General features: G+C 62.1%; 16 protein-coding genes. 7 read left to right on the top strand and 9 right to left on the bottom strand.

The window, feature by feature from the left end; genetic code table 11:
- The first annotated feature begins 329 nt into the window (after window positions 1-329).
- From ptsP to A6A03_RS07175, 3 genes are read left to right on the top strand one after another with little or no spacing between them, the layout of a single operon-like run.
- Window positions 330-2,792, top strand: a complete 2,463-nt coding sequence (ptsP, locus tag A6A03_RS07185) for a phosphoenolpyruvate--protein phosphotransferase (protein ID WP_066785593.1) — start codon at window positions 330-332, stop codon at window positions 2,790-2,792.
- Entirely contained in the window at window positions 2,789-3,757 is a 969-nt protein-coding gene (gene pfkB / locus A6A03_RS07180) for a 1-phosphofructokinase (protein WP_066785590.1), read from the top strand. The genes ptsP and pfkB overlap by 4 nt, the downstream gene beginning before the upstream one ends.
- Before the next feature lie 48 nt (window positions 3,758-3,805).
- On the top strand, window positions 3,806-5,239 hold the full coding sequence (locus A6A03_RS07175) for a PTS fructose transporter subunit IIC (protein ID WP_281181277.1): 1,434 nt from the start codon (window positions 3,806-3,808) through the stop codon (window positions 5,237-5,239).
- Between the two features lie 189 nt (window positions 5,240-5,428).
- On the opposite strand, the gene A6A03_RS07170 is transcribed toward A6A03_RS07175, so the two are convergent.
- Both A6A03_RS07170 and A6A03_RS07165 read right to left on the bottom strand, forming a co-directional pair.
- Entirely contained in the window at window positions 5,429-7,588 is a 2,160-nt protein-coding gene (locus tag A6A03_RS07170; RefSeq protein WP_066785583.1) for a xanthine dehydrogenase family protein molybdopterin-binding subunit, read from the bottom strand.
- Window positions 7,585-8,052, bottom strand: a complete 468-nt coding sequence (locus A6A03_RS07165; RefSeq protein ID WP_066785581.1) for a (2Fe-2S)-binding protein — start codon at window positions 8,050-8,052, stop codon at window positions 7,585-7,587. Before A6A03_RS07165 ends, A6A03_RS07170 begins: the two co-directional genes overlap by 4 nt.
- Before the next feature lie 1,149 nt (window positions 8,053-9,201).
- On the opposite strand from A6A03_RS07165, the gene A6A03_RS07160 reads away from it, so the two are divergent.
- From A6A03_RS07160 to A6A03_RS07145, 4 genes are all read left to right on the top strand, one after another.
- Window positions 9,202-9,993 (top strand): esterase/lipase family protein, encoded by a 792-nt coding sequence (locus A6A03_RS07160; RefSeq protein WP_066785579.1) that lies wholly within the window; start codon window positions 9,202-9,204, stop codon window positions 9,991-9,993.
- A gap of 69 nt (window positions 9,994-10,062) precedes the next feature.
- On the top strand, window positions 10,063-11,052 hold the full coding sequence (ftsY, locus tag A6A03_RS07155; RefSeq protein WP_066785578.1) for a signal recognition particle-docking protein FtsY: 990 nt from the start codon (window positions 10,063-10,065) through the stop codon (window positions 11,050-11,052).
- Between the two features lie 66 nt (window positions 11,053-11,118).
- Window positions 11,119-11,322 (top strand): hypothetical protein, encoded by a 204-nt coding sequence (locus A6A03_RS07150; RefSeq protein WP_066785573.1) that lies wholly within the window; start codon window positions 11,119-11,121, stop codon window positions 11,320-11,322.
- On the top strand, window positions 11,315-11,722 hold the full coding sequence (locus tag A6A03_RS07145; RefSeq protein ID WP_066785570.1) for a hypothetical protein: 408 nt from the start codon (window positions 11,315-11,317) through the stop codon (window positions 11,720-11,722). The genes A6A03_RS07150 and A6A03_RS07145 overlap by 8 nt, the downstream gene beginning before the upstream one ends.
- Before the next feature lie 21 nt (window positions 11,723-11,743).
- On the opposite strand, the gene A6A03_RS07140 is transcribed toward A6A03_RS07145, so the two are convergent.
- The 7 genes from A6A03_RS07140 to A6A03_RS07110 form a co-directional block, all read right to left on the bottom strand.
- Window positions 11,744-12,691: an ABC transporter permease gene (locus A6A03_RS07140; RefSeq protein ID WP_156525291.1), complete on the bottom strand. Its 948-nt coding sequence runs from the start codon at window positions 12,689-12,691 to the stop codon at window positions 11,744-11,746.
- A 5-nt stretch (window positions 12,692-12,696) separates the two neighbouring features.
- Window positions 12,697-14,190 carry a sugar ABC transporter ATP-binding protein gene (locus A6A03_RS07135; RefSeq protein WP_066785568.1) on the bottom strand — a complete coding sequence of 498 codons (1,494 nt, stop codon included), beginning with the start codon at window positions 14,188-14,190 and terminating at the stop codon, window positions 12,697-12,699.
- Window positions 14,191-14,241: 51 nt separating this feature from the next.
- Window positions 14,242-15,171, bottom strand: coding sequence for a ribose ABC transporter substrate-binding protein RbsB (gene rbsB, locus A6A03_RS07130; RefSeq protein ID WP_066785560.1), 930 nt, complete (start codon window positions 15,169-15,171; stop codon window positions 14,242-14,244).
- A 94-nt stretch (window positions 15,172-15,265) separates the two neighbouring features.
- Window positions 15,266-16,234: an ABC transporter permease subunit gene (locus A6A03_RS07125; protein ID WP_082908933.1), complete on the bottom strand. Its 969-nt coding sequence runs from the start codon at window positions 16,232-16,234 to the stop codon at window positions 15,266-15,268.
- A gap of 30 nt (window positions 16,235-16,264) precedes the next feature.
- Window positions 16,265-16,660: a D-ribose pyranase gene (rbsD, locus tag A6A03_RS07120; protein WP_066785555.1), complete on the bottom strand. Its 396-nt coding sequence runs from the start codon at window positions 16,658-16,660 to the stop codon at window positions 16,265-16,267.
- Window positions 16,657-17,571, bottom strand: coding sequence for a ribokinase (gene rbsK, locus A6A03_RS07115; RefSeq protein ID WP_066785552.1), 915 nt, complete (start codon window positions 17,569-17,571; stop codon window positions 16,657-16,659). The genes rbsD and rbsK overlap by 4 nt, the downstream gene beginning before the upstream one ends.
- Window positions 17,568-18,569, bottom strand: a complete 1,002-nt coding sequence (locus tag A6A03_RS07110) for a LacI family DNA-binding transcriptional regulator (protein WP_066785544.1) — start codon at window positions 18,567-18,569, stop codon at window positions 17,568-17,570. The genes rbsK and A6A03_RS07110 overlap by 4 nt, the downstream gene beginning before the upstream one ends.
- Window positions 18,570-19,676 lie beyond the last annotated feature (1,107 nt).

The following is a 19,676-nucleotide window of genomic DNA, read 5'->3' as shown; positions in this document are numbered from 1 at the left end:
CGTTTGGTTGCGTTTGTATTGTACGGTACCGGCATGACCAGCGTCAAGGGGATGATCCATAACCGTTGGGCGCCTGTAGAGCCGCACGGCTGTGCGGTTCTACATGAAAAACAAAATCAAACGAAAATCATCTATTGACAAAACGAAAATGTATGATATGATCAAGTCATCAAACGATACCGATGACATCCCGGCAACGAACATTGGCCATACAAGCAACCTCGCCTTACCCGGTCGCGTTTCATCACGGCGAGTTGTCGCATGACCGCACCGTTGCGGCGGTCTAGGCCTACCCAGCCTACGCAGGCTGGCGCACAGAGGAGTGCTGTATGTTGAAGCTGACGGCTGCGAGTGTCCGCATTGGCGCGGTCGCGACCTCGAAGGAAGATGCGATCCGGCAGGTTGGGCAGGTGCTGGTGCAGGCCGGCAATATCCAGCCCGCTTATATCGAGAGCATGCTAGCCCGTGAAAAGCTGGCCAATACCTTCCTCGGCAACGGCATCGCTATCCCCCACGGCAAACCCGAAGACCGCGATCTCATCCGTGAAACCGGCATCGCCGTGCTGCAAGTTCCCGCAGGCACGCCGTGGAATGACGGCGAGACGGCGCATTTGATCGTCGGCATTGCCGCCCGTTCCGATGAGCATATTGATGTGTTGCGCCGCTTGACCCGTGTGCTTGGCGATGCAGCGCTGGTCGCCAAACTGCGCCAAACCCGCGATCCGGCGGATATTGTCGAAGCGCTGACCGGCGAGCGTCCGGCCCCGCCGGCCCCGCCGGCGACCGATTATGAGCACGCCGTACCAGTGACGATCCAGAACCCGACCGGTTTGCACGCCCGTCCGGCGGCTGCGTTTGTCGAAACCGCAAAGCGGTTTCAATCCGCGATCCGGGTGCGCTACGGCGAGACGGTGGCCGACGGCAAGAGTTTGCTCAGCCTGTTGCAGTTGGGCGTGAGTGCAGGCGCAACGGTGACGATTTCGGCCCAAGGGCCTGATGCGGCGGCTGCGTTAGCGGCGTTGCAGGCGCTGGTGGCGTCAGGCATGGGTGAAGAGCCGGTCGAGCCAGAGACGGCGCATCGTCCGCAGTTGGCGTATCGCGATTGGACTCCCCAGCATGTCGCGGCGACGATCAACGGGATTGGCGCTGCCGAGGGGTTGGCGATCGGCCCCATCCGCCACTATCGCCGCGCGCCGCTTGTGATTACCGATAACCCTAGTGATCGGATGAGCGAGGCGGCGGCGCTTGAGAATGCGCTGGCGGCGGCACGCAGTGAGTTAGAGCTGGTCGCTGGCGAGGTCTCGCGCCGGCTCGGTTCGTCGCGCGCGGCGATCTTTCGCGCTCACGCCGAGTTGCTGGCCGATCCGGCGCTGGTGCGCGAGACGGTCAGCCGGATTTTCGATGGCCATAGCGCAGCGTGGGCTTGGCAGCAGACGATCGCTGCCCGCGTGGCCCAGCTTGAGAAGCTTGATGATCCGGTCTTGGCCGGGCGGGCAGTTGATCTGAGCGACGTTGGCCAGCGCGTGTTACGCCATCTGCTCGGCCTTGGCGAGATGCCGTTTATCAGCTTGGCCGAGCCGGCGCTTTTGGTCGCCGATGATCTGACTCCTTCCGATACCGCCACGCTCGATCCTGATAGTGTGTTGGGGTTATGCACAGCGTTGGGCGGCCCAACTTCACACACCGCGATTATTGCTCGTTCGCTCGGTTTGCCAGCGATTGTCGCCGCCGGCGAGGCGGTGCTGGACATCGAAGATGGCACCCCGGCGATTCTCGATGGTTTTCACGGCCAGCTCTATCTGCGGCCCTCGGCGGCTGATGTCGAGACGGCGCGCGCGTTGCGGGCCGGCTTGGATCAAGCGCAGGCAGTGGCGTTTGCCACTCGCCACCAGCCGGCGATCACCCGCGATGGGGTGCAGATTGAGGTAGCGGCCAATGTCAATCGGGTGGCCGATGCGGCGCGCGCGATCGAAAACGGAGCCGACGGCGTGGGCTTGATGCGTACCGAGTTTCTCTTTATCGAGCGCGAGAGCGCGCCTGACGAAGAGGAGCAGTACGAAGCCTACCGGACGATGGTCGAGACAATGGCTGGCCGTCCGTTGATCATCCGCACGCTCGACATTGGCGGCGACAAAGAGGTGCCGTACCTCAACATTCCCCGCGAAGACAATTCGTTCCTCGGCATTCGCGGGTTGCGGCTCTGTCTGCGCCGGCCCGATCTGTTCGAGCCGCAACTGCGCGCGATCTACCGCGCCGCGCGGCACGGCCCGCTCAAGATCATGTTCCCGATGGTGGCGACGCTCGAGGAGGTGCAGCAGGCGAAGGCGATTGCCGAACGGATCCGGGCCGAGCTCAATGCGCCGCCGGTTGAGATCGGGATTATGGTTGAGGTGCCGTCGGCGGCGATGCTGGCCGATGTGCTGGCTGCCGAGGTCGATTTCTTCTCGATCGGCACCAACGATCTGACCCAGTATGTGCTGGCGATGGATCGGCTCCATCCCGAATTGGCCCGCCAAGCCGATAGCCTGCATCCGGCGGTGTTGCGCACGATTGCCCGTACCGTCGAAGGAGCGGCGAGCGCCGGACGCTGGGTAGGGGTGTGCGGCGGCATCGCCAGCGATCCGCTTGGTGCGGCGATTTTGGTTGGTTTAGGTGTGCATGAGTTGAGCGTCAGCATTCCCAGTGTCGCGACCATCAAAGCGCATCTGCGCGGCCTCAGCGTCGCCGATCTGCGCGAGCTGGCGCGGCGGGCGCTGGCGTGTCGCAGTGCAGCGGAGGTGCGCGCGCTATGAAGATTGCTACGATTACGCTCAACCCAGCCATCGATCAGACGGTCTTTGTCGATCATTTTCAGCCGAATACGGTGAACCGGGCGCGGGCGATGCAGCGCGACGCCGGCGGCAAAGGGGTGAATGTGGCGTCGTTTCTGGCCGATTTTGGGCTGAACGTCACTGCCACTGGCCTGCTCGGCGCGGAAAATCCGCACATCTTTGAGCGCCATTTTGCTGCAAAACGGATTGCCGATCGCTTTGTGCGGGTGCCGGGCGCGACTCGTATCGGGGTCAAGATTGTTGATGAGGCTAACCAGCAGACTACCGACATCAATCTGCCCGGTTTGCCGCCGCCTCCCGGCGCGCTCGATGCGCTGCTGGCGGTGATTGATGAGTTAGCCGTCGATCACGAGTGGTTTGTCTTGGCCGGTAAGTTGCCTCCCGGCGTGCCGGTGGAGTTTGTGCCGGAATTGGTGGCGCGTTTGCGCCGGTTCCACCGCGCCGTGGCGCTCGATGTCAGCGGGCCGGCGCTGGCCGCCGGTTTGCCGGCCCAGCCGGCGCTGGTCAAGCCCAACCTCGACGAGCTGCGCCAGATCGATTTGCTGGCCGGCGATGGGCTAGAGGCCGCCGCAGCCGCGGCTCGCCGCATCAACCAGATGGGAGTGCCGCTGGTCATTGTCTCGATGGGAGCGCAGGGTGCGATCTTTAGTGAAGGCGCAACCATGTTGCATGCCGTGCCGCCGCCGGTGACGGTCAAGAGCACCGTCGGCGCAGGTGATGCGATGGTCGCCGGTACGATTGCCGGTTTGGTCGAGGGTTTGACCTTGGCTGAGATTGCCCGCCGCGCGACCGCCTTTTCACTGGCGGCGCTCGGTTCCATCGGCGCGCATCTGCCGCCGCGCGCCGAATTGATGGCCTTGGCGGCGAAGGTGGTCGTTACTGAGGTTGATCCGGTTGTCACGCCAGTGACGCCTGTTGGTCAATAGGTCGCATGGAAGGAGCAGAGGGAGGAACATCATGGCGCTTATTGTGCGATCACGTCGTGCCCTACCGGCATTGCCCATACCTTTATGGCTGCCGAGGGCTTGCAGCGCGGGGCGGAGAGTCTCGGTCATACGATTAAGGTCGAGACGCAGGGGTCGGTCGGCGCAGAAAACACCCTGACCGCGGCGGATATTGCCGCTGCTGAGGTGGTGATTATCGCGGCTGATACCAAGGTCGATCTGAGCCGGTTTGCCGGCAAGCGGATTTACGAGACGAGCACGAAGGCGGCGATTCACGACGGTGCGGCAGTGGTGAAGACGGCGCTCGAGCAGGCGAAGCCGAAGACGGCGGGGGCTGCGGCACCGGCTAGCGCCGATCTCGTTGATCAAGTGGCGGCGGCGAAGGCGGCCCGCGCGGCTGGCGTGGCTGGCCCGTACAAGCACTTGATGACCGGCGTCAGCTATATGCTGCCGTTTGTGGTCGCTGGTGGTCTGTTGATCGCGCTCGCGTTTGCCTTTGGCGGCATCTATGTCTACGAGGATGCGAATCGCGGGACGTTGGGGTGGGCCTTGTTCCAGATCGGCGGCCCGTCGGCCTTTGCCCTGATGGTGCCAATTCTGGCCGGCTTTATTGCCTTCTCAATCGCTGACCGGCCCGGTCTAGCGCCCGGCATGATTGGCGGGATGCTGGCTTCGTCCACCGGTTCGGGCTTCCTCGGCGGCATTTTGGCCGGGTTCATCGCCGGCTACGCTACGCTGTGGCTCAACCGCAACCTTAACCTGCCCAAGACGCTGGCCGGTCTGAAGCCAGTGCTGATCCTGCCCTTGCTTAGCTCGCTGTTTGTCGGGTTGCTGATGGTCTACGTCATCGGCCAGCCGGTTAGCTCGGCGTTGAACGCACTGACCGCGTGGCTGCAAAGCATGGAGCAGAGCAGCGCGCTGGTGCTGGGCCTGATCCTCGGCGCGATGATGGCGTTCGATATGGGTGGCCCGGTCAATAAGGCGGCCTATACCTTCGCGACCGGTCTGCTGGCGTCGCAAGTGACGACGCCGATGGCGGCGGTGATGGCTGCCGGTATGACCCCGCCGCTTGGTTTGGCGCTGGCCAGCTTGTTGTTCAAGGATCGCTTCACCGCCGAAGAGCGCGAGGCGGGCAAGGCGGCGGCAGTGCTCGGCATCTCGTTCATCACCGAAGGCGCAATCCCCTTCGCCGCCAAGGATCCGTTCCGCGTCATTCCCTCGATTATGGTTGGCTCGGCAGTGGCCGGCGCGCTCTCGATGGTCTTCGGCGCGACGCTGGCGGTGCCGCACGGCGGGATCTTCGTGCTGCCCATCCCCAACGCGGTCGGTAATTTGCCGATGTACATCGTTGCAATTCTGGCCGGTACGTTGGTCACCGCTGGGATGCTCTACGTCCTCAAGCGCCCGATCGCCGGCGTGAGCGAGAGCCGGGCGGCGGTGGCGAGCCAAGGCGCGGCTGACTAGGAAGACGCACACGAGGCAAAGGCGCAGAGATCTTTAACGCAAAGACGCGAAGGACGCGAAGGGCGCAGAGGGTTTTGTAGGGATGGCGTCAAGCACGCTCTTACCCAACCTAAAAAACCTTCGCGTCCTCTGCGCTCTTTGCGCCTTTGCGTTGAGCATCCTTTGCGTCTCTGCTCGCTTTGCGCCTTTTTATCCCAATGGTAGTTGCCGTTTTCGCTCGCCGGTCAGCGCAAAAAGGGCATTGGCCACCGCCGCCGCGATCGGCCCCATCGGCGGTTCGCCGCCGCCAAAGGGCTGGTCGCCGCTGCGCAGAATCTGCACCGCTACCTCTGGCGCGTCGGCGATGGTCAACAACGGGTAGCGGTCGAAGTTGCCGGCGTCGATCCGGCCCTCGCTGATCGTGACCTGCTCGAACAGTGTGGCGCTCAGGCCCATCATGATCCCGCCTTCAGTTTGGGCGGCCAACCCGTCGGGGTTAATCGCCAGACCGGGATCGACCGCTGCCCACACCCGGTAGACCCGCAGTTTGTCATCTTCGTACCCCACTTCAGCCACGTGAGCCGCAACCGTGTTCATATCCACGCTGCACGCAATCCCGCGTGCCCGGCCCACCGGCGCCGGTGTGCGCCAACCGGCCATCTCGGCGACGGCCAGCAGCGTTGCGCGGAAGCGCTGGCCGAGATCGCTGTCCGGCAGGTGGCGTAGCCGGAATTCGAGCGGATCGCTGCCGGCGGCGTGCGCGAGTTCGTCGATGAAGCTTTCGACGGCAAAGACATTGGCCAGCAAGCCAAGCCCGCGCCACGGCCCGGTCGGTACCGGCAACTCAACCGTTTGCGACGTGACCAGCAGGTTCGGAATGTTGTAAACCAGCCGCGCGCCGCGCCACGCGCCAAAATCGCTGCCAAGCAGCCAGCGTAGCGGCGCTGGAATGAAATCGAACAGCACGTTGCCGCTGGCGTGGCGTTGTTCAAGGGCGATGATATTGCCTTGGCCGTCGAGCGTGGCGCGGAAGGCGGCGTAGGTCGGCGGGCGCAAGTAGCTGTAGCGAAACTCTTCGGTGCGCGTCCAGCCGACATGGACTGGCTTGCCTGCCGCTGCCGAGAGGATGGCGGCTTCGTTGGCGGCGGTGATCAGCAGTTTGCGCCCAAACCCGCCGCCGAGATAGGTGGGGGTGACTTCGACCGTATCGGCTGGCCGGCCTAGCGTGGCCGCGATCGACTCGGCTACCTGCACCGGCGATTGGGTGCTGACCCAAGCCCGTACCCGGTCAGGTTGGACATCAACCAGCGCTGCTTGCGGTTCGAGGTTGGCATGGGCAGCGAGCGGAGTGCGGTAGGTCGCCTCAATCACCTGCGTCCCGCGCAGGGCAGCGCCGGCATCGCCGCGTTGCTGAATCGGTGTCCCCGATCCGGCTTGTGCCGCCAGCCGTTCTGCAAGGTCTTGATGGGTAAACGGCGGCGGTAGCTCCCACTCAAGCTCAAGATCGTTAAGCGCAGCGTAGGCGGTGAGGCGCGATTCAGCCACGACACCGGCAAACCCATCGCGGATCACCACCTGCACCACACCGGGCCGGCTCAGCGCCGTGCCGGGAGCGGCCCGCCGCAGTTTCGCGCCGAGGTGGGGCGGGCGAGCCACGGCGCCGTACAGCATGCCCTCGGCCCGCGCATCGTAACCGTAGATCGCCGCACCGCGCACTTTCGCCGGCAGATCGAGCCGCGGCGCCGGCTGGCCGATGATTCGCCACCGGTCGGGCGGCGTCAACGGGGCCGCTTCGGCTGGCGCCTGCCACACCCGCGGTTGCGCCGCCAACTCGCCAAACCCGATCCGGCGGGCCGGATTGGCCGGATCAATCACGAACCCCTGCTCGATCGCGGCCTGCGCAATCCCAAGCTGCTCGGCTCCGGCGGCGCGCAGCATCTCGCGCAAGGTAGCCGCCGTCTCGCGAATCACCGGGAAGAGACCCATAACCGAGTATGAGGCGCTGGTGCCGGCAGGATCGCGCACCGGCCCGATTGAGCTGCTCTGCGTCACGCTGATCTGCTCCCATGCCACGCCCAACTCTTCGGCGGCCAGTTGGGCCAGCGCGGTATGGACGCCTTGCCCCATTTCGACCTTGGGCATAGCCATCACCACCCGGCCATCGGGCTGGATGGCAAACCAGATTGCCGGCTCTTTGGGGAACGACGCCGGCGGCCCGGTACCGTCACCAAGCAGGTCGGCCAGCGCCAGCCGCGCCGCCGGCAGACCCAGCGCCGCGCCGAGGGCCAAGCCGCCGCCCACCAAACCCAACCCGATCAAAAAGCCGCGCCGGGTCATGCGCCAGCGTTGCGGACGATCGTCGCGCTTCATGCTGCGCCCTCCTTCATCAACTCGGCAGCGCGCATCACTGCCCGCGCAATCCGTGCGTATGCCCCGCAGCGGCAGTAGTTGTAGCGCATCGCCGCAATCATCTCCTCGCGGGTTGGATTGGGGTTTTCAGCCAGCAACGCCGCTGCTGTCATCATCTGCCCGCTCATACACCAACCGCACTGCGGCGTTTGCAGCTCAAGAAAAGCTTGTTGCACCGGGTGCAGCCGCTCGCCATCAGCCAATCCTTCAATCGTCGTAATCTGCGCGCCGGCCACTGCCGCCAGCATTGTCTGGCAACTGCGCGTCGCCACCCCGTTCACGTGTACCGTACACGCGCCGCAAATCCCCGCGCCGCACCCAAACTTTGTTCCCGTCAGCCCCAACTCGTCGCGCAATACGTACAGTAATGGGCGCGCCGGTTCATCGGCGACGGTGTACTGTTGGCCGTTGATGGTCAGTTCCATGCAAACTCCTCGATACTGCGAATATGAATAGCCACAAAGAGACACAAAAGGCACAAACCATTGTTTGGGTCTTTTGTGACTTTTGGTGCTGCCTGCGGTTGCTTGATGTAGTACCTCGCCGCTAGTGGCCCCCACCCCCAACCCCTCCCCCGCTGGGGGAGGGGCGGTGATAGCCACAAAGCGACCCAAGCGGCACAAAAAACTTTTGTGTCTTTTGCGTCTTTTTGTGGCTATTCCCCTTTACCTGCCCGCTGGGGGAGGGGCGGTGATAGCCGCAAAGAGACGCAAGAAGCGCAAAACATTTTTGGGTATTTTGCGACTTTTGGTGTTGTCTGCGACTTCCAGATCTAGCACCTCTCCATTATTGGCCCCCACCCCCAACCCCTCCCCCGCTGGGGGAGGGGTGGACAGCACGTTTGGTCGAGTACAACCATTCATCGCGATGCAATGCCTCAACACTCGATTCTCCACTCCCCTCTCCCGCGCCAGTGGGAGAGGGGCAGGGGGTGAGGGCCAGCAGCCCGCGCAGCGGGCTTCGTACCCCTAGCCCGGCCCTTCAGGGCCGGGTGCTGGACAGATGTTCTGTCCGCCCTTGAACCCGCTAAGGGCGGGGTGGTGATAGCCACAAAGCGACGCAAGAAGCGCAAAAAACTTTTGTGTCTTTTGTGTCGTTTTGTGGCTATTCCCCTTTACCTGCCCGCTGGGGGCGGGGCGGTGCCAGCCACAAAGCGACCCAAGAAGCGCAAAAAACTTTTGTGCATTTTGCGTCTTTTTGTGGCTATTCCCCTTTACCTGCCCGCTGGGGGCGGGGCGGTGATAGTCACAAAGAGACGCAAGAGGCGCAAAAAACTTTTGTGTCTTTTGCGTCGTTTTGTGGCTATTCCCCTTTACCTGCCCGCTGGGGGCGGGGCGGTGATAGTCACAAAGAGACGCAAGAGGCGCAAAACATTTTTGGGTATTTTGCGTCGTTTTGTGGCTATTCCCCTTTACCTGCCCGCTGGGGGCGGGGCGGTGCCAGCCACAAAGCGACCCAAGCGGCGCAAAAAACTTTTGTGCATTTTGCGTCGTTTTGTGGCTATTCCCTCCCCCCGCTCGCTGCGGTAGAATACCAACAATTGCTGTGCAATCCCTGTTCATAGTATACTACTCATGATGAATACCACACCAATCTTGATCATTGGCGGTTTCGCCAGCGATCCCCAACTCTACAAACCACTGCGCGCCCACCTCGCCGAGGTGAGCGGACGGCCCGTCTTTATTGCGCCCATCAACCGGCTCGACTGGGCATGGGTGACGCTCGCCGACAGTTACGCCGAGCTGCTGCGCAAGCTTGATCGCACGGTCAACGATCTCATCGCCCAAACCGGCAGCTCGCGCATCACGCTGGTTGCCCATAGCGCCGGCGGCGTGCTGGCCCGCATCTTCCTCGGCGACCAGCCCTACCGCGGGCGCGCTTACCATGGCCATCACCGTGTCGATATGCTGATCACATTGGGTACGCCGCAGCGCACCGAACGCGAAGGCCGCATCGGCGGCCTCAACCAGATTCGCTGGGCCGAGGAGCATTATCCGGGGGCATATTGGCCGGATGTGAACTATGTGAGTGTGATCGGGCGCAGCATCTTCGGTGATCCCAACGGCCCGCCGCCTGAACGCGGCGCCTACCAGAGCTACCGTCTCATCAGCGGCGAAGGCGCGCAATGGGGCGATGGCGTGGTGCCGCTGCATCACGGTCTGTTGCCCGGCTCATTACAAATCATTATTCCCGGCTTACGCCACGACCCGCGTCCCGACCGGCTCTGGTACGGCTCTAGCCCAGCCACCGTCGCAGTCTGGTGGCAGGCCGCCGTTGCCTATGCTGCGACACAAGCCGGCGCGATCGGCTATAATCAATCTAGTGACGTTGCAGCGCAACGTCTCGCCGCCAAATCACGAGCATAGCACCGTTACCTTGCTCATCCCCCCGCTTTGGAGCAGGGTTGGGGTGAAGGGAATACCGCGAGGAACCGTATGTTTCGCCGTCTTTTTGGGCGCGCCCAAGACGCGCCGCGGAGCGAAGAAGAAGCTGCCCGCGAAGAGGAGCAGGTCGCCGCGTCGCTAGAAAAATCGCGACAGGGCATCTTTGGCCGGATCGCCAAGCTGTTTGCGAACGACGATCCGATCACCGATGAACTGTGGGATGAGCTGGAAGAGGCGCTGCTCCAAGCCGATGTCGGGCTTGAGACGACCCAATATCTGGTGAACCGCACCCTCGACCGCGTCAATCGCCACGGGGTCAAGAAAGCGCGCGAGGCGCGTGATATGCTCAAGGCCGAGATGGTGCGCACGTTTGCCGAATATGCCGGCCAGAAGCGCCCTGACGCCAAGCCGTATGTGATTTTGGTGGTCGGCGTCAACGGGGCCGGCAAGACGACTCTGATCGCGAAATTGGCGCACCGCTACAAGAACCGCTTCGGCAAAAAAGTGCTGCTCGCCGCCGGCGATACCTTCCGCGCCGCCGCCACCGAGCAGCTTGAGACGTGGGCCGAGCGGGCCGGCGTGCCGTGCGTGAGTCTCGGCCAAGGCGCTGATGCGGCGGCAGTGGTGTATAAGGCGATCGACGCTGCGCTTGAGCAAGATGTCGATATCTTGATCGTCGATACTGCCGGTCGCTTGCATGCCAAGTACAACCTGATGCAAGAGCTGGAGAAGATCCGCAACATTATTGCCCGCAAACTGCCCGGCGCGCCCCACGAGACGATTCTTGTGATCGATGCGACTACCGGTCAGAACGGGGTGTTGCAGGCCAAGGCCTTTCTCAAGGCCGCCGGCGTGACCGATGTTGCGGTGACGAAGATGGATGGCACCGCCAAGGGCGGGATCGCCTTCGCCATCGCTCAAGACATCGAACGCCCGATCCGCTACATCGGCACCGGCGAGAAGCTCGACGATCTGGCGCTGTTCGACGCGCAAACCTTTGTTGATGCACTGTTTGCCGAACCAAAAACGGTGAAGGGGTAACGGTAGCGGCCCGGCGCTAGTGGGCCGCCCAGCCCACTAGCGCCGGGCCCATATTGAGAGAGGGCTATGTCGGTCGAAGTTGTCAAATGCCCATCGTGCAAGCAAAAACTCGCGATCTTTCCGTATGTCGCCGTTGGTGGTCTCGTGGTGTGCGCCAACCGTAACTGCGGCGCCAATATCCGGCTTGTCTCGCGCAAGCCGCTGCGCGTAGAACTAGTGCCCGAAGAAGAGACCTACACCGTCGATTACCGTCCGGAGTCGTATGGTTGATCGGCGGCTGATCGCCACCCTCTGTCTGATCGGCTGTGCTGTGCTGCTCGCCGGCTGCCTCCTCATCAGCGGCGAGCAGACCACTGTTTCTTTACAAGGCAGCGCCGCCAACATCCTGACCACCTTCGTCAGCGCCGAGGGCAGCGACGAATACCGGGTGCCGGCGTTGCCGGCCAACACCGAGGCTCAAGCGATTGTCATGGTCGCGGTCGAGTCGGGGGATGTGCAGATCGACCTCATCCAACCCGACGGCGCGGTCTCCTTTGCGCTCGCCAGCCGTCCGGGGACGCAAGTAACCCGCAGCGGCCCGATTCGCAGCGACGAGCAGGGCCAGATCCGTTACCGGATCACGGCCCGCAACGCGCGCAACGGCGAGATCCAGATCTTTTTGTTGCCGTGAGGGGTGGCGAACGGCACTTGGTTAGGCTCGTTTTTTGTTTGCAATCCCTACGCCGCCAGTCAGCACCACTGCGATCACGAAGATGGCCCCCTTAATCACCTGCTGATGGTACGATGGCACTCCGAGCAGGTTGAGACCATTCGCCAGCATTCCAATGATGAACGATCCCGCGATCGTTCCCGGAATGCCGCCGGCGCCGCCGGCGAGACTGCTGCCGCCCAACACCGCCGCGGCGATGGCGTCCAGTTCGAGGCCGATGCCGGTGTTGGGTTGCGCCGACCACAAGCGCGCAGTGAGAATGATCCCGCTGAGCGCGGCGCATAACCCGCTGATCAGGTAGGCGCTGAATTTGATCCGTCCAACATTGACTCCGGCGAGCCGCGCGGTCTCTTCACCGCCCCCAATCGCGTAAAGATGCAAGCCGAGCCGGGTTTGGCGCAGGATGAGGTGAGCGATCACCGCCGTGATCAACAAGATCCAGACCGGCATTGGCACCCCAAGCCACGACTCGCTGCCCCAAAAGGTAAACGCCTGATCAAGACCGGCAATGGGCCGGCCTTGGGTATAGACCAGCGTCAACCCGCGCGCGGTCGCCATACTAGCCAGTGTGGCCACAAACGGGGGCAGCCGGCCCCATACGATCAAAGCGCCATTGAGGGCGCCAATCGCCAACCCAGTTGCGATGCCGGCGAGCAATCCCGGATACGTGCCAAGCTGGACGGCAATCCCGGCAGCGATGGCGCCGGCCAGCGCTGCGGTTGAACCGACCGATAGATCGATCCCGCCGGTAATGATCGTGAAGGTCATGCCAATCGCCACCAGTGCCACGAGCGAGGTTTGCAGGGCAAGGGTCAGTAGATTATTAACAGTAAAAAATTGAGGCGAAAAGAGTGCAAACGTTGCCAAGATCACCAGCAAAATCAGATACGTCCCAATCTGGTTCAGCGATAGCGTTTTGATGTGCATCATGACACTTACTCTTGCCCGACGGCGGCTTGCATGATCCGATCCTGCGTCGCCTCGGCGCGGTTCAATTCCGCTGTAATCCGCCCCTCGCGCATAACCAAGATCCGGTCGCTTACGGCTAGTATTTCCGGCAATTCCGAAGAGATCATCAAAATCGCCATGCCCTGCGCGGCCAATTCGCGAATCAGCGCGTGAATATCCGCTTTAGCGCCAACGTCAACGCCGCGGGTCGGCTCATCGAGGATCAAGACCTTTGGTTGCAACGCTAACCAGCGGGCAATGATCACCTTTTGCTGATTGCCTCCCGACAGATTGCGTACTTGCTGGTTGAGCGAGGGGGTACGCACGCGCAAGCGCGTCGTTAAGTCGCTGACCTGTTGGGTGAGCGCGCGGAAATTGACAAACCCAAAGCGGGATAGCCGTTCGAGCAAGCCGGCGCCGGCATTATTGCGCACGCTCTGTTTGAGAAATAAGCCTTGCGCTTTGCGATCCTCTGTCACTAACCCAATCCCTAACCGGATGGCATCGCGGGGTGAGCGGATTGATACCGGCTTGCCCTCAAACCAGATTTCCCCCTGATCGAGCCGGTCGGCGCCGAATAACAGGCGGGCAACGTTGGTGCGTCCGGCGCCAACCAAGCCGGCCATGCCAACGATTTCACCGCGATGGAGGGTGAGGGAAACGCCGCGCACGGCTTTGCCGGCAACCAGATTGGTAGCGCGCAAGATGGGCTCGCCGCGCGGTTGGGCCGGTTGCGAGGCAGAGGGTTGCAGTTCGCGCCCAACCATCAATTGCACGACCCGCTGCGGGGTAAACTCGCTCGCCGGGCCGGCGGTGATGAGTTCGCCATCGCGCATCACCGCGATCCGGTCGGCCAGCGCAAAGATCTCTTCCATGCGGTGTGAAATGTAGATCAACGCGACCCCTTCGGCGCGCAGTTGGCGCACCAAGCGAAACAGAATCTCGGTTTCGCGATCGGTGAGCGAGCTCGTCGGTTCGTCAAGGGCAATCAGGCGCGCTTGATACGAGAGCGCGCGAGCAATTTCCACCAGTTGCTGTTCGGCGATGCTCAGCTCAGCGATTTTGGCCCGCGCCGAGATCGCAATGCCAAGGCGATCAAGCACCTGTTGCGTTTGGCGGTACAGTTCATTCCAGTCGATCCATCCACCCCGGCTCGGTTCGCGCCCCAGAAACATATTTTGCCCGACGGTCAGTTCAGGGATCAGCGCTAATTCTTGGTGAATCATCGTGATCCCTAACGATTGCGCACGGCGCGGCGAGTCGATGCGGACTTCCACCCCGTCAAGCATGATTGATCCGCTGTCGGGTTGGACGACGCCGTTAATGATGTTCATCAAGGTGGATTTCCCGGCGCCGTTTTCACCTACTAAGGCCAAAATTTGCTGGCTGTAGGCTTCAAGACTGACGCTTTTGACCGCCTGCACGCCGGGAAACGTCTTGGAAACGTTGATTAATTTGAGCCGTGGAGTTGCGCTTGTCATAGAGAGAGGACGGGCCGGAAGCTCTCGCTGCTTCCGGCCCAGCTACAAGGCCTACTTCGTCACCAGATTCAACGGCACCGGGATCGAGGCATCGACCTTGTCACCCTTCAGGTACTTGACGGCTGTTTCAACCGCAATCTGGCCCATCAGATCGGGTTGTTGGGCGACGGTGGCCGCCAATTTGCCCTCTTGCACCGCTTTGGTGGCATCGTCGATCGCGTCGAAGCCGACAAAGACGATGCCGCTGCGGCCTGCCGCTTCCGCCGCCTGAATCGCGCCGAGAATCATCTCGTCATTGTGGGCGAAGACGCCATTGATTTCCGGCTGGGCCTGCAAGATGTTCTCGAAGACGCGCAGACCGCGGTCGCGGTTGAAGTCTGCCGTCTGTTGGGCGACAATCTCGACGCCCTTGCACGAGGTTGACATATACTCATTGAAGCCTTGGCCGCGATCGCGGGCCGCCGAGGTGCCGGCAATGCCCTGCAATTCCACCACTTTGCCCTTGCCGCCAATCGCATTGCAGAGGAATTCTGCCGCCATCCGTCCGCCGGCTACGTTGTCCGACGCAATGTGGCTCACCACCGTCCCGCCATTGGCGCCGCGGTCAACCGTGAAGACCGGAATGCCAGCGGCGTTCGCTTTCTGAATCGCCGGCACCACCGCGTCCGAGTCGGTCGGGTTGATGATCAACGCATTGACCTTCTTCGTAATCAGGTCTTCGATCCCGGCGATCATCTTGGCCGAGTCATCTTGAGCATCTACAATCGTAAGTTTGACGCCGGCTGCGTCGGCGGCGCGCTGCGCGCCGTCGCGCAAGGTGACGAAGAAGGGGTTGTTAAGGGTGGAAATGACGAGCCCGATCGTGATCTCGCCGCTGCCCTGCGCCGGCGCTGCGGTTGGTGAGGCTGCCGGGCCGGTGTTGGTGCAGGCAGCGAGCGTGATGAGTGCCAGTGCGACGATTGCGCGTATCAGGTGCTTCATTGCTCTCAATCCTCCTCGATGTCATCAGTACGAAAACGTTTGCGCGATGAGAAACAAGCTGCCTTTGCGGCGATAAGCCCTCCTTTCCGTTCAGCTATCGACTATTGCGCGAGCCAATCGCTCGATAGAGCAGCAGGGCCAGCGCAATCACCACCCCTTTCACCACCTGCTCCCATAACGATGAGACATTGAGCAGGTTGAGGCCGTTGTTGAGCGTTTCGATCAAGAGCGCGCCGAGTAACGTGCCCACTAGCCCGCCTTCGCCGCCGCTAAAGCTGGCCCCGCCGACCACAACTGCCGCAATCGCGTTGAGTTCGTAGCCAAGGCCGATGGTTGGTTGGGCCGAGTCGAGCCGGGCAATCAGAATTAAGCCGGCTAAGGCGGCGCAGAACCCTGAGATGGTGTACACCAGCACCGTCAGCCGGTTGACCGGTACCCCGGTCAGGCGCGCAGCCGTGGGATTGTCGCCGAGCAGATAGATTTGCATGCCGAAGCTGGTGCGATAGAGCAAGAATCCGCCGGCCACGAAGACCAACAGCATGAGCGCGATTGGCACGGGGATGCCGGCAATATCACCGGCGCCAAGCCAACGGAACGCTGCCGGAAAACCGGTAATGGGCTGGCCTTGGGTGTACATCAGCGTCAAGCCGCGCGCCATCGTGAGCATCCCAAGCGTGGCAATGAAGGGCGGGATGCGCGCCAGTGTAATCAGTACGCCATTGATGCAGCCAAGGCCGGCGCCGGTCGCCAGTGCGGCAAGCACACTGAGCTCAACCGGCCAACCCTGTTTCATCAACGCCGCGCCGATCGTTACCGATAAGGCCAGCACTGATCCCACCGAGAGATCGATCCCGCCTGTTAAGATCACCAACGTCATCCCGGCGCTGATGATGCCGTTGATGGCCGTTTGGCGCAGAATGTTTGTCAAATTGGCCGGCGTCAAAAACCGGTCAGAGAGGAGCGCCAGCGCCAGCATCAACAAGACAAAGATCAGCGCCAGACCAAACCGTTGGCCAAATGTGCGGCGATCGAAGCGATCGCTGCTCAGCGGGAATGATCGCATGCTCGGTTCCCTATCTGCTCGCTAGTGTCGCTAGAACACGACCCCGGCCACTAAAATCACATTCGCATACGGCGTAAATTCCCCGGTGCGCACGACAGCGCGCGCTTGCCGGCACAGCTCTTTGAGCGAAGCATGGCTGATCTCTTCCAATGGCGTTGCCGGTAACATCTGCGCCAGCGCAGTCTGGATATGGGGACTGTGGCGTCCGGTCTCTTCGGCAATGATCGCGCGCTCGACCTGCATTTCGCTCAACACCGTGCGTACTGTGTCAAGAAACGGGGGCATATCCCGGCACAGGGCGAGATCAATCCGGCGCGTTTCAGGTGGTATCGGCAGGCCGGCATCGGCAATCACCACCATATCGCCGTGACCAAGGCTAGCAATCAGTTCCGAGAGCGCTGTATTCAGTAACAAGGTCTTTTTCATATCACCTGCACCTCCAACAACCGCACCACTTCCACCCGTGACGGCAACGACGGCTGCGCACCGGCGCGGGTCACGGCTAGCGCGCCGGCGGCATTGCCCCACCGCACGGCTTCGCGGGGGGGCTTGCCTTCGGCCAGTGCAACGCAAAACGCGGCCACAAACGCATCGCCGGCGGCCACCGTATCAACCACTGGCACCTGAAACGCCGGTAGCTGCACCGATTGATCATCGCTCACCAGCAGCGCGCCGGCTTCTCCCAGCGTGACTACGACATTCTGCACCCCTTGCTGGCGCAGCTTCGCAATCGCTGCCGCTACATCGGGTTCGCCCTCTGCCAGAGTTTGCAACTCCGGCTGGTTAGGCGCAAGGTAATCGAGTTGGGCCAGCAGCTCAGCCGGCAACGGGCGGGCTGGCGCCGGGTTAAGGATGACCTTCACCCCATATTTGCGCGCAAGGCGCGTTGCCGCCATCACCGCCTCCAACGGGCATTCGAGCGGCATCAACAGCGCATCTGCGCCGGCAAAGACGGCTTCGGCCCGCTCCACATCAGCTTCACGCACCTGCATATTGGCTCCCGGCGCCACCACAATCGTGTTTTGCCCGTGCGCGTCGAGGGTGATCAACGCCACGCCGGTCGGGTGGTCGGGGTCGCGCTGGACAAAGGTCGTATCAACGCCATCGTTTTGGGCCGCAGCCAGCAACGCCTCGCCAAACGCATCCACCCCTACCCGCCCGATCATCCGCACCCGCGCACCGAGCCGGGCCGCCGCAACTGCTTGGTTCGCCCCTTTGCCCCCCGGAAAGGTCTGAAAATCGCTGCCAATCAGCGTTTCGCCGGGTTGCGGGTGGCGCGGCGCGCGCACGACCAGATCCATATTCAGACTACCCACCACAATGATTGTTGGGGTCATCGGCATGCTCCTCCTGATTGGCGTTCGACCAAACTGGTCGCGACGATATGCGTGCGCGCCGGTATGCTCGGATCCGCGATCCGCTCAAGTAGAAACTGCACCGCAGTGGCAGCTAACGCTGCTTTATCTTGGCGAATCGTGGTGAGGGGCGGATTGGCGTATGAAGCGAGCTCAATGTCATCAAACCCGACCACCGCGCAATCAGCCGGCACGCGCAGACCGGCTTCGGCCAGCGCGCGCAACGCGCCGAGCGCCATCATATCGTTACAGACAAACAGCGCCGTTGGCGGTTGGTCAAGGCGCAACAATTCGTGGGTGAGGGCGTACCCCGAATGCGGGTGAAAATCACCGCGCCGGATCAACCTTTCATCAATCGCTATGCCCGCTTCGACCAGCGCTTGCCGGTACCCGACCACCCGCTCGGCGCTTGGGGTGAGGTGCGACGGGCCGGTAATGCAGCCAATCCGGCGATGGCCATGGTTCAAGAGGTATCGAGTGGCCAACAATCCGCCTTGCAAGTTATCGGTCAACACCGCGTCAACCTGAAGGCCGGGCAGTTGCCGATCAACCACCACCACTGGCAGTTCAAGCCGCAGCAACTCTTCGAGCGACGGGCTTTGATCACCGGTTGCCACAAAGATCAACCCGTCAACCTGCTTTTGCACAAACACATCAACATATACTTGCTCACGGGCCAGATCGTTTTCCGTATTACCGAGAATGACGTTATAACCGGCCCGAAAAGCGGCATCTTCAATCGCACGCGCCACTTCGGCAAAGAACGGGTTCGCGCTATCGGGCAACATCAGGCCGAGCGTGTGCGTTTCCCCCCGCCGCAGCGAACGCGCGAGCACGTTCGGCCGGTAGTTCAACTCGGCCATCGCCGCCAATACCCGCTCGCGCGTTTCCGGCGCGACAAAGCGCGTATTGTTGATGATATGCGAGACCGTTGAGGGTGAGACTCCCGCTCGCAACGCGACTTCGCGAATCGTGGTCATATTTGTTTCGCAATCGTTTGCGCAATCGTTTGCGCACCAGTATAGCCGATCATCGGGCCTGAGTCAATCACCTTTCGGGTTGAACGATCGCTGCGTCCGCTGCGCCCGCTGCGGTATGCAACCCTCTGCGTCCTCTGCGGTAAAAAAACGCCGTAAATACATACTCCTGTTAGCCGCGCCCCTCCCCCAGCGGGTGCAAGGGCGGACAGAACGTATGAGCATAGATGTAATTGATGGCATTGCGATGCGCTGGTTCGCCCTCACCCCCAGCCCCTCTCCCACTGGCGCGGGAGAGGGGAGCAGAGCTAAGCGTTGAGGCATTGCACAGCGATCAACGGTTGTGTGTGACCGGATGTCTGTCCATTCCTTAACCCGCCGGGAGCGGACTGGGAGGGGCCACGCCCCTGCTCCCTTATTGTCATTGCGAGCCGCCGGAGGCGGCGAAGCAATCCCCTGCGAGCACGGGATCGCTGTCTGCATATCCGCCGTCCGCCCAAACAGGCGATGGCTGCGAGCGCTTTGCCCGCTCGTTGCGAGAAGGGCGTCTCCCTCCCCCAGCGGGTGCAAGGGCGGACAGAACGTATGAGCGTAGATGTAATTGATGGCATTGCGATGCGCTGGTTCGCCCTCACCCCCGGCCCCTCTCTCACTGGCGCGGGAGAGGGGAGCAGAGCTAAGCGTTGAGGCATTGCACAGCGATCAACGGTTGTGTGTGACCGGATGTCTGTCCATTCCTTAACCCGCCGGGAGCGGACTGGGAGGGGCCACGCCCCTGCTCCCTTATTGTCATTGCGAGCCGCCGGAGGCGGCGAAGCAATCCCCTGCGAGCACGGGATCGCTGTCTGCATATCCGCCGTCCGCCCAAACAGGCGATGGCTGCGAGCGCTTTGCCCGCTCGTTGCGAGAAGGGCGTCTCCCTCCCCCAGCGGGTGCAAGGGCGGACAGAACGTATGAGCGTAGATGTAATTGATGGCATTGCGATGCGCTGGTTCGCCCTCACCCCCGGCCCCTCTCTCACTGGCGCGGGAGAGGGGAGTGGAGAACATCGCGATGAATGGTTGTACTCGACCAAACGTTCTGTCCACCCCTCCCCCAGCGGGGGAGGGG

The organism is Chloroflexus islandicus (assembly GCF_001650695.1).
GTDB lineage: Bacteria > Chloroflexota > Chloroflexia > Chloroflexales > Chloroflexaceae > Chloroflexus > Chloroflexus islandicus.
Note: the sequence above shows the minus strand (reverse complement) of the source record. Positions and strands in the feature narration are given on the sequence as shown.

What these genes read in the sequence shown, in the direction of transcription:
- ptsP (WP_066785593.1), top strand. Translation starts at nt 330, where the DNA reads ATGTTGAAGCTGACGGCTGCGAGTGTCCGCATTGGCGCGGTCGCGACC.
- pfkB (WP_066785590.1), top strand. Translation starts at nt 2,789, where the DNA reads ATGAAGATTGCTACGATTACGCTCAACCCAGCCATCGATCAGACGGTC.
- A6A03_RS07170 (WP_066785583.1), bottom strand. Translation starts at nt 7,588, where the DNA reads ATGAAGCGCGACGATCGTCCGCAACGCTGGCGCATGACCCGGCGCGGC.
- A6A03_RS07165 (WP_066785581.1), bottom strand. Translation starts at nt 8,052, where the DNA reads ATGGAACTGACCATCAACGGCCAACAGTACACCGTCGCCGATGAACCG.
- A6A03_RS07160 (WP_066785579.1), top strand. Translation starts at nt 9,202, where the DNA reads ATGATGAATACCACACCAATCTTGATCATTGGCGGTTTCGCCAGCGAT.
- ftsY (WP_066785578.1), top strand. Translation starts at nt 10,063, where the DNA reads ATGTTTCGCCGTCTTTTTGGGCGCGCCCAAGACGCGCCGCGGAGCGAA.
- A6A03_RS07150 (WP_066785573.1), top strand. Translation starts at nt 11,119, where the DNA reads ATGTCGGTCGAAGTTGTCAAATGCCCATCGTGCAAGCAAAAACTCGCG.
- A6A03_RS07145 (WP_066785570.1), top strand. Translation starts at nt 11,315, where the DNA reads ATGGTTGATCGGCGGCTGATCGCCACCCTCTGTCTGATCGGCTGTGCT.
- A6A03_RS07140 (WP_156525291.1), bottom strand. Translation starts at nt 12,691, where the DNA reads ATGATGCACATCAAAACGCTATCGCTGAACCAGATTGGGACGTATCTG.
- A6A03_RS07135 (WP_066785568.1), bottom strand. Translation starts at nt 14,190, where the DNA reads ATGACAAGCGCAACTCCACGGCTCAAATTAATCAACGTTTCCAAGACG.
- rbsB (WP_066785560.1), bottom strand. Translation starts at nt 15,171, where the DNA reads ATGAAGCACCTGATACGCGCAATCGTCGCACTGGCACTCATCACGCTC.
- A6A03_RS07125 (WP_082908933.1), bottom strand. Translation starts at nt 16,234, where the DNA reads ATGCGATCATTCCCGCTGAGCAGCGATCGCTTCGATCGCCGCACATTT.
- rbsD (WP_066785555.1), bottom strand. Translation starts at nt 16,660, where the DNA reads ATGAAAAAGACCTTGTTACTGAATACAGCGCTCTCGGAACTGATTGCT.
- rbsK (WP_066785552.1), bottom strand. Translation starts at nt 17,571, where the DNA reads ATGACCCCAACAATCATTGTGGTGGGTAGTCTGAATATGGATCTGGTC.
- A6A03_RS07110 (WP_066785544.1), bottom strand. Translation starts at nt 18,569, where the DNA reads ATGACCACGATTCGCGAAGTCGCGTTGCGAGCGGGAGTCTCACCCTCA.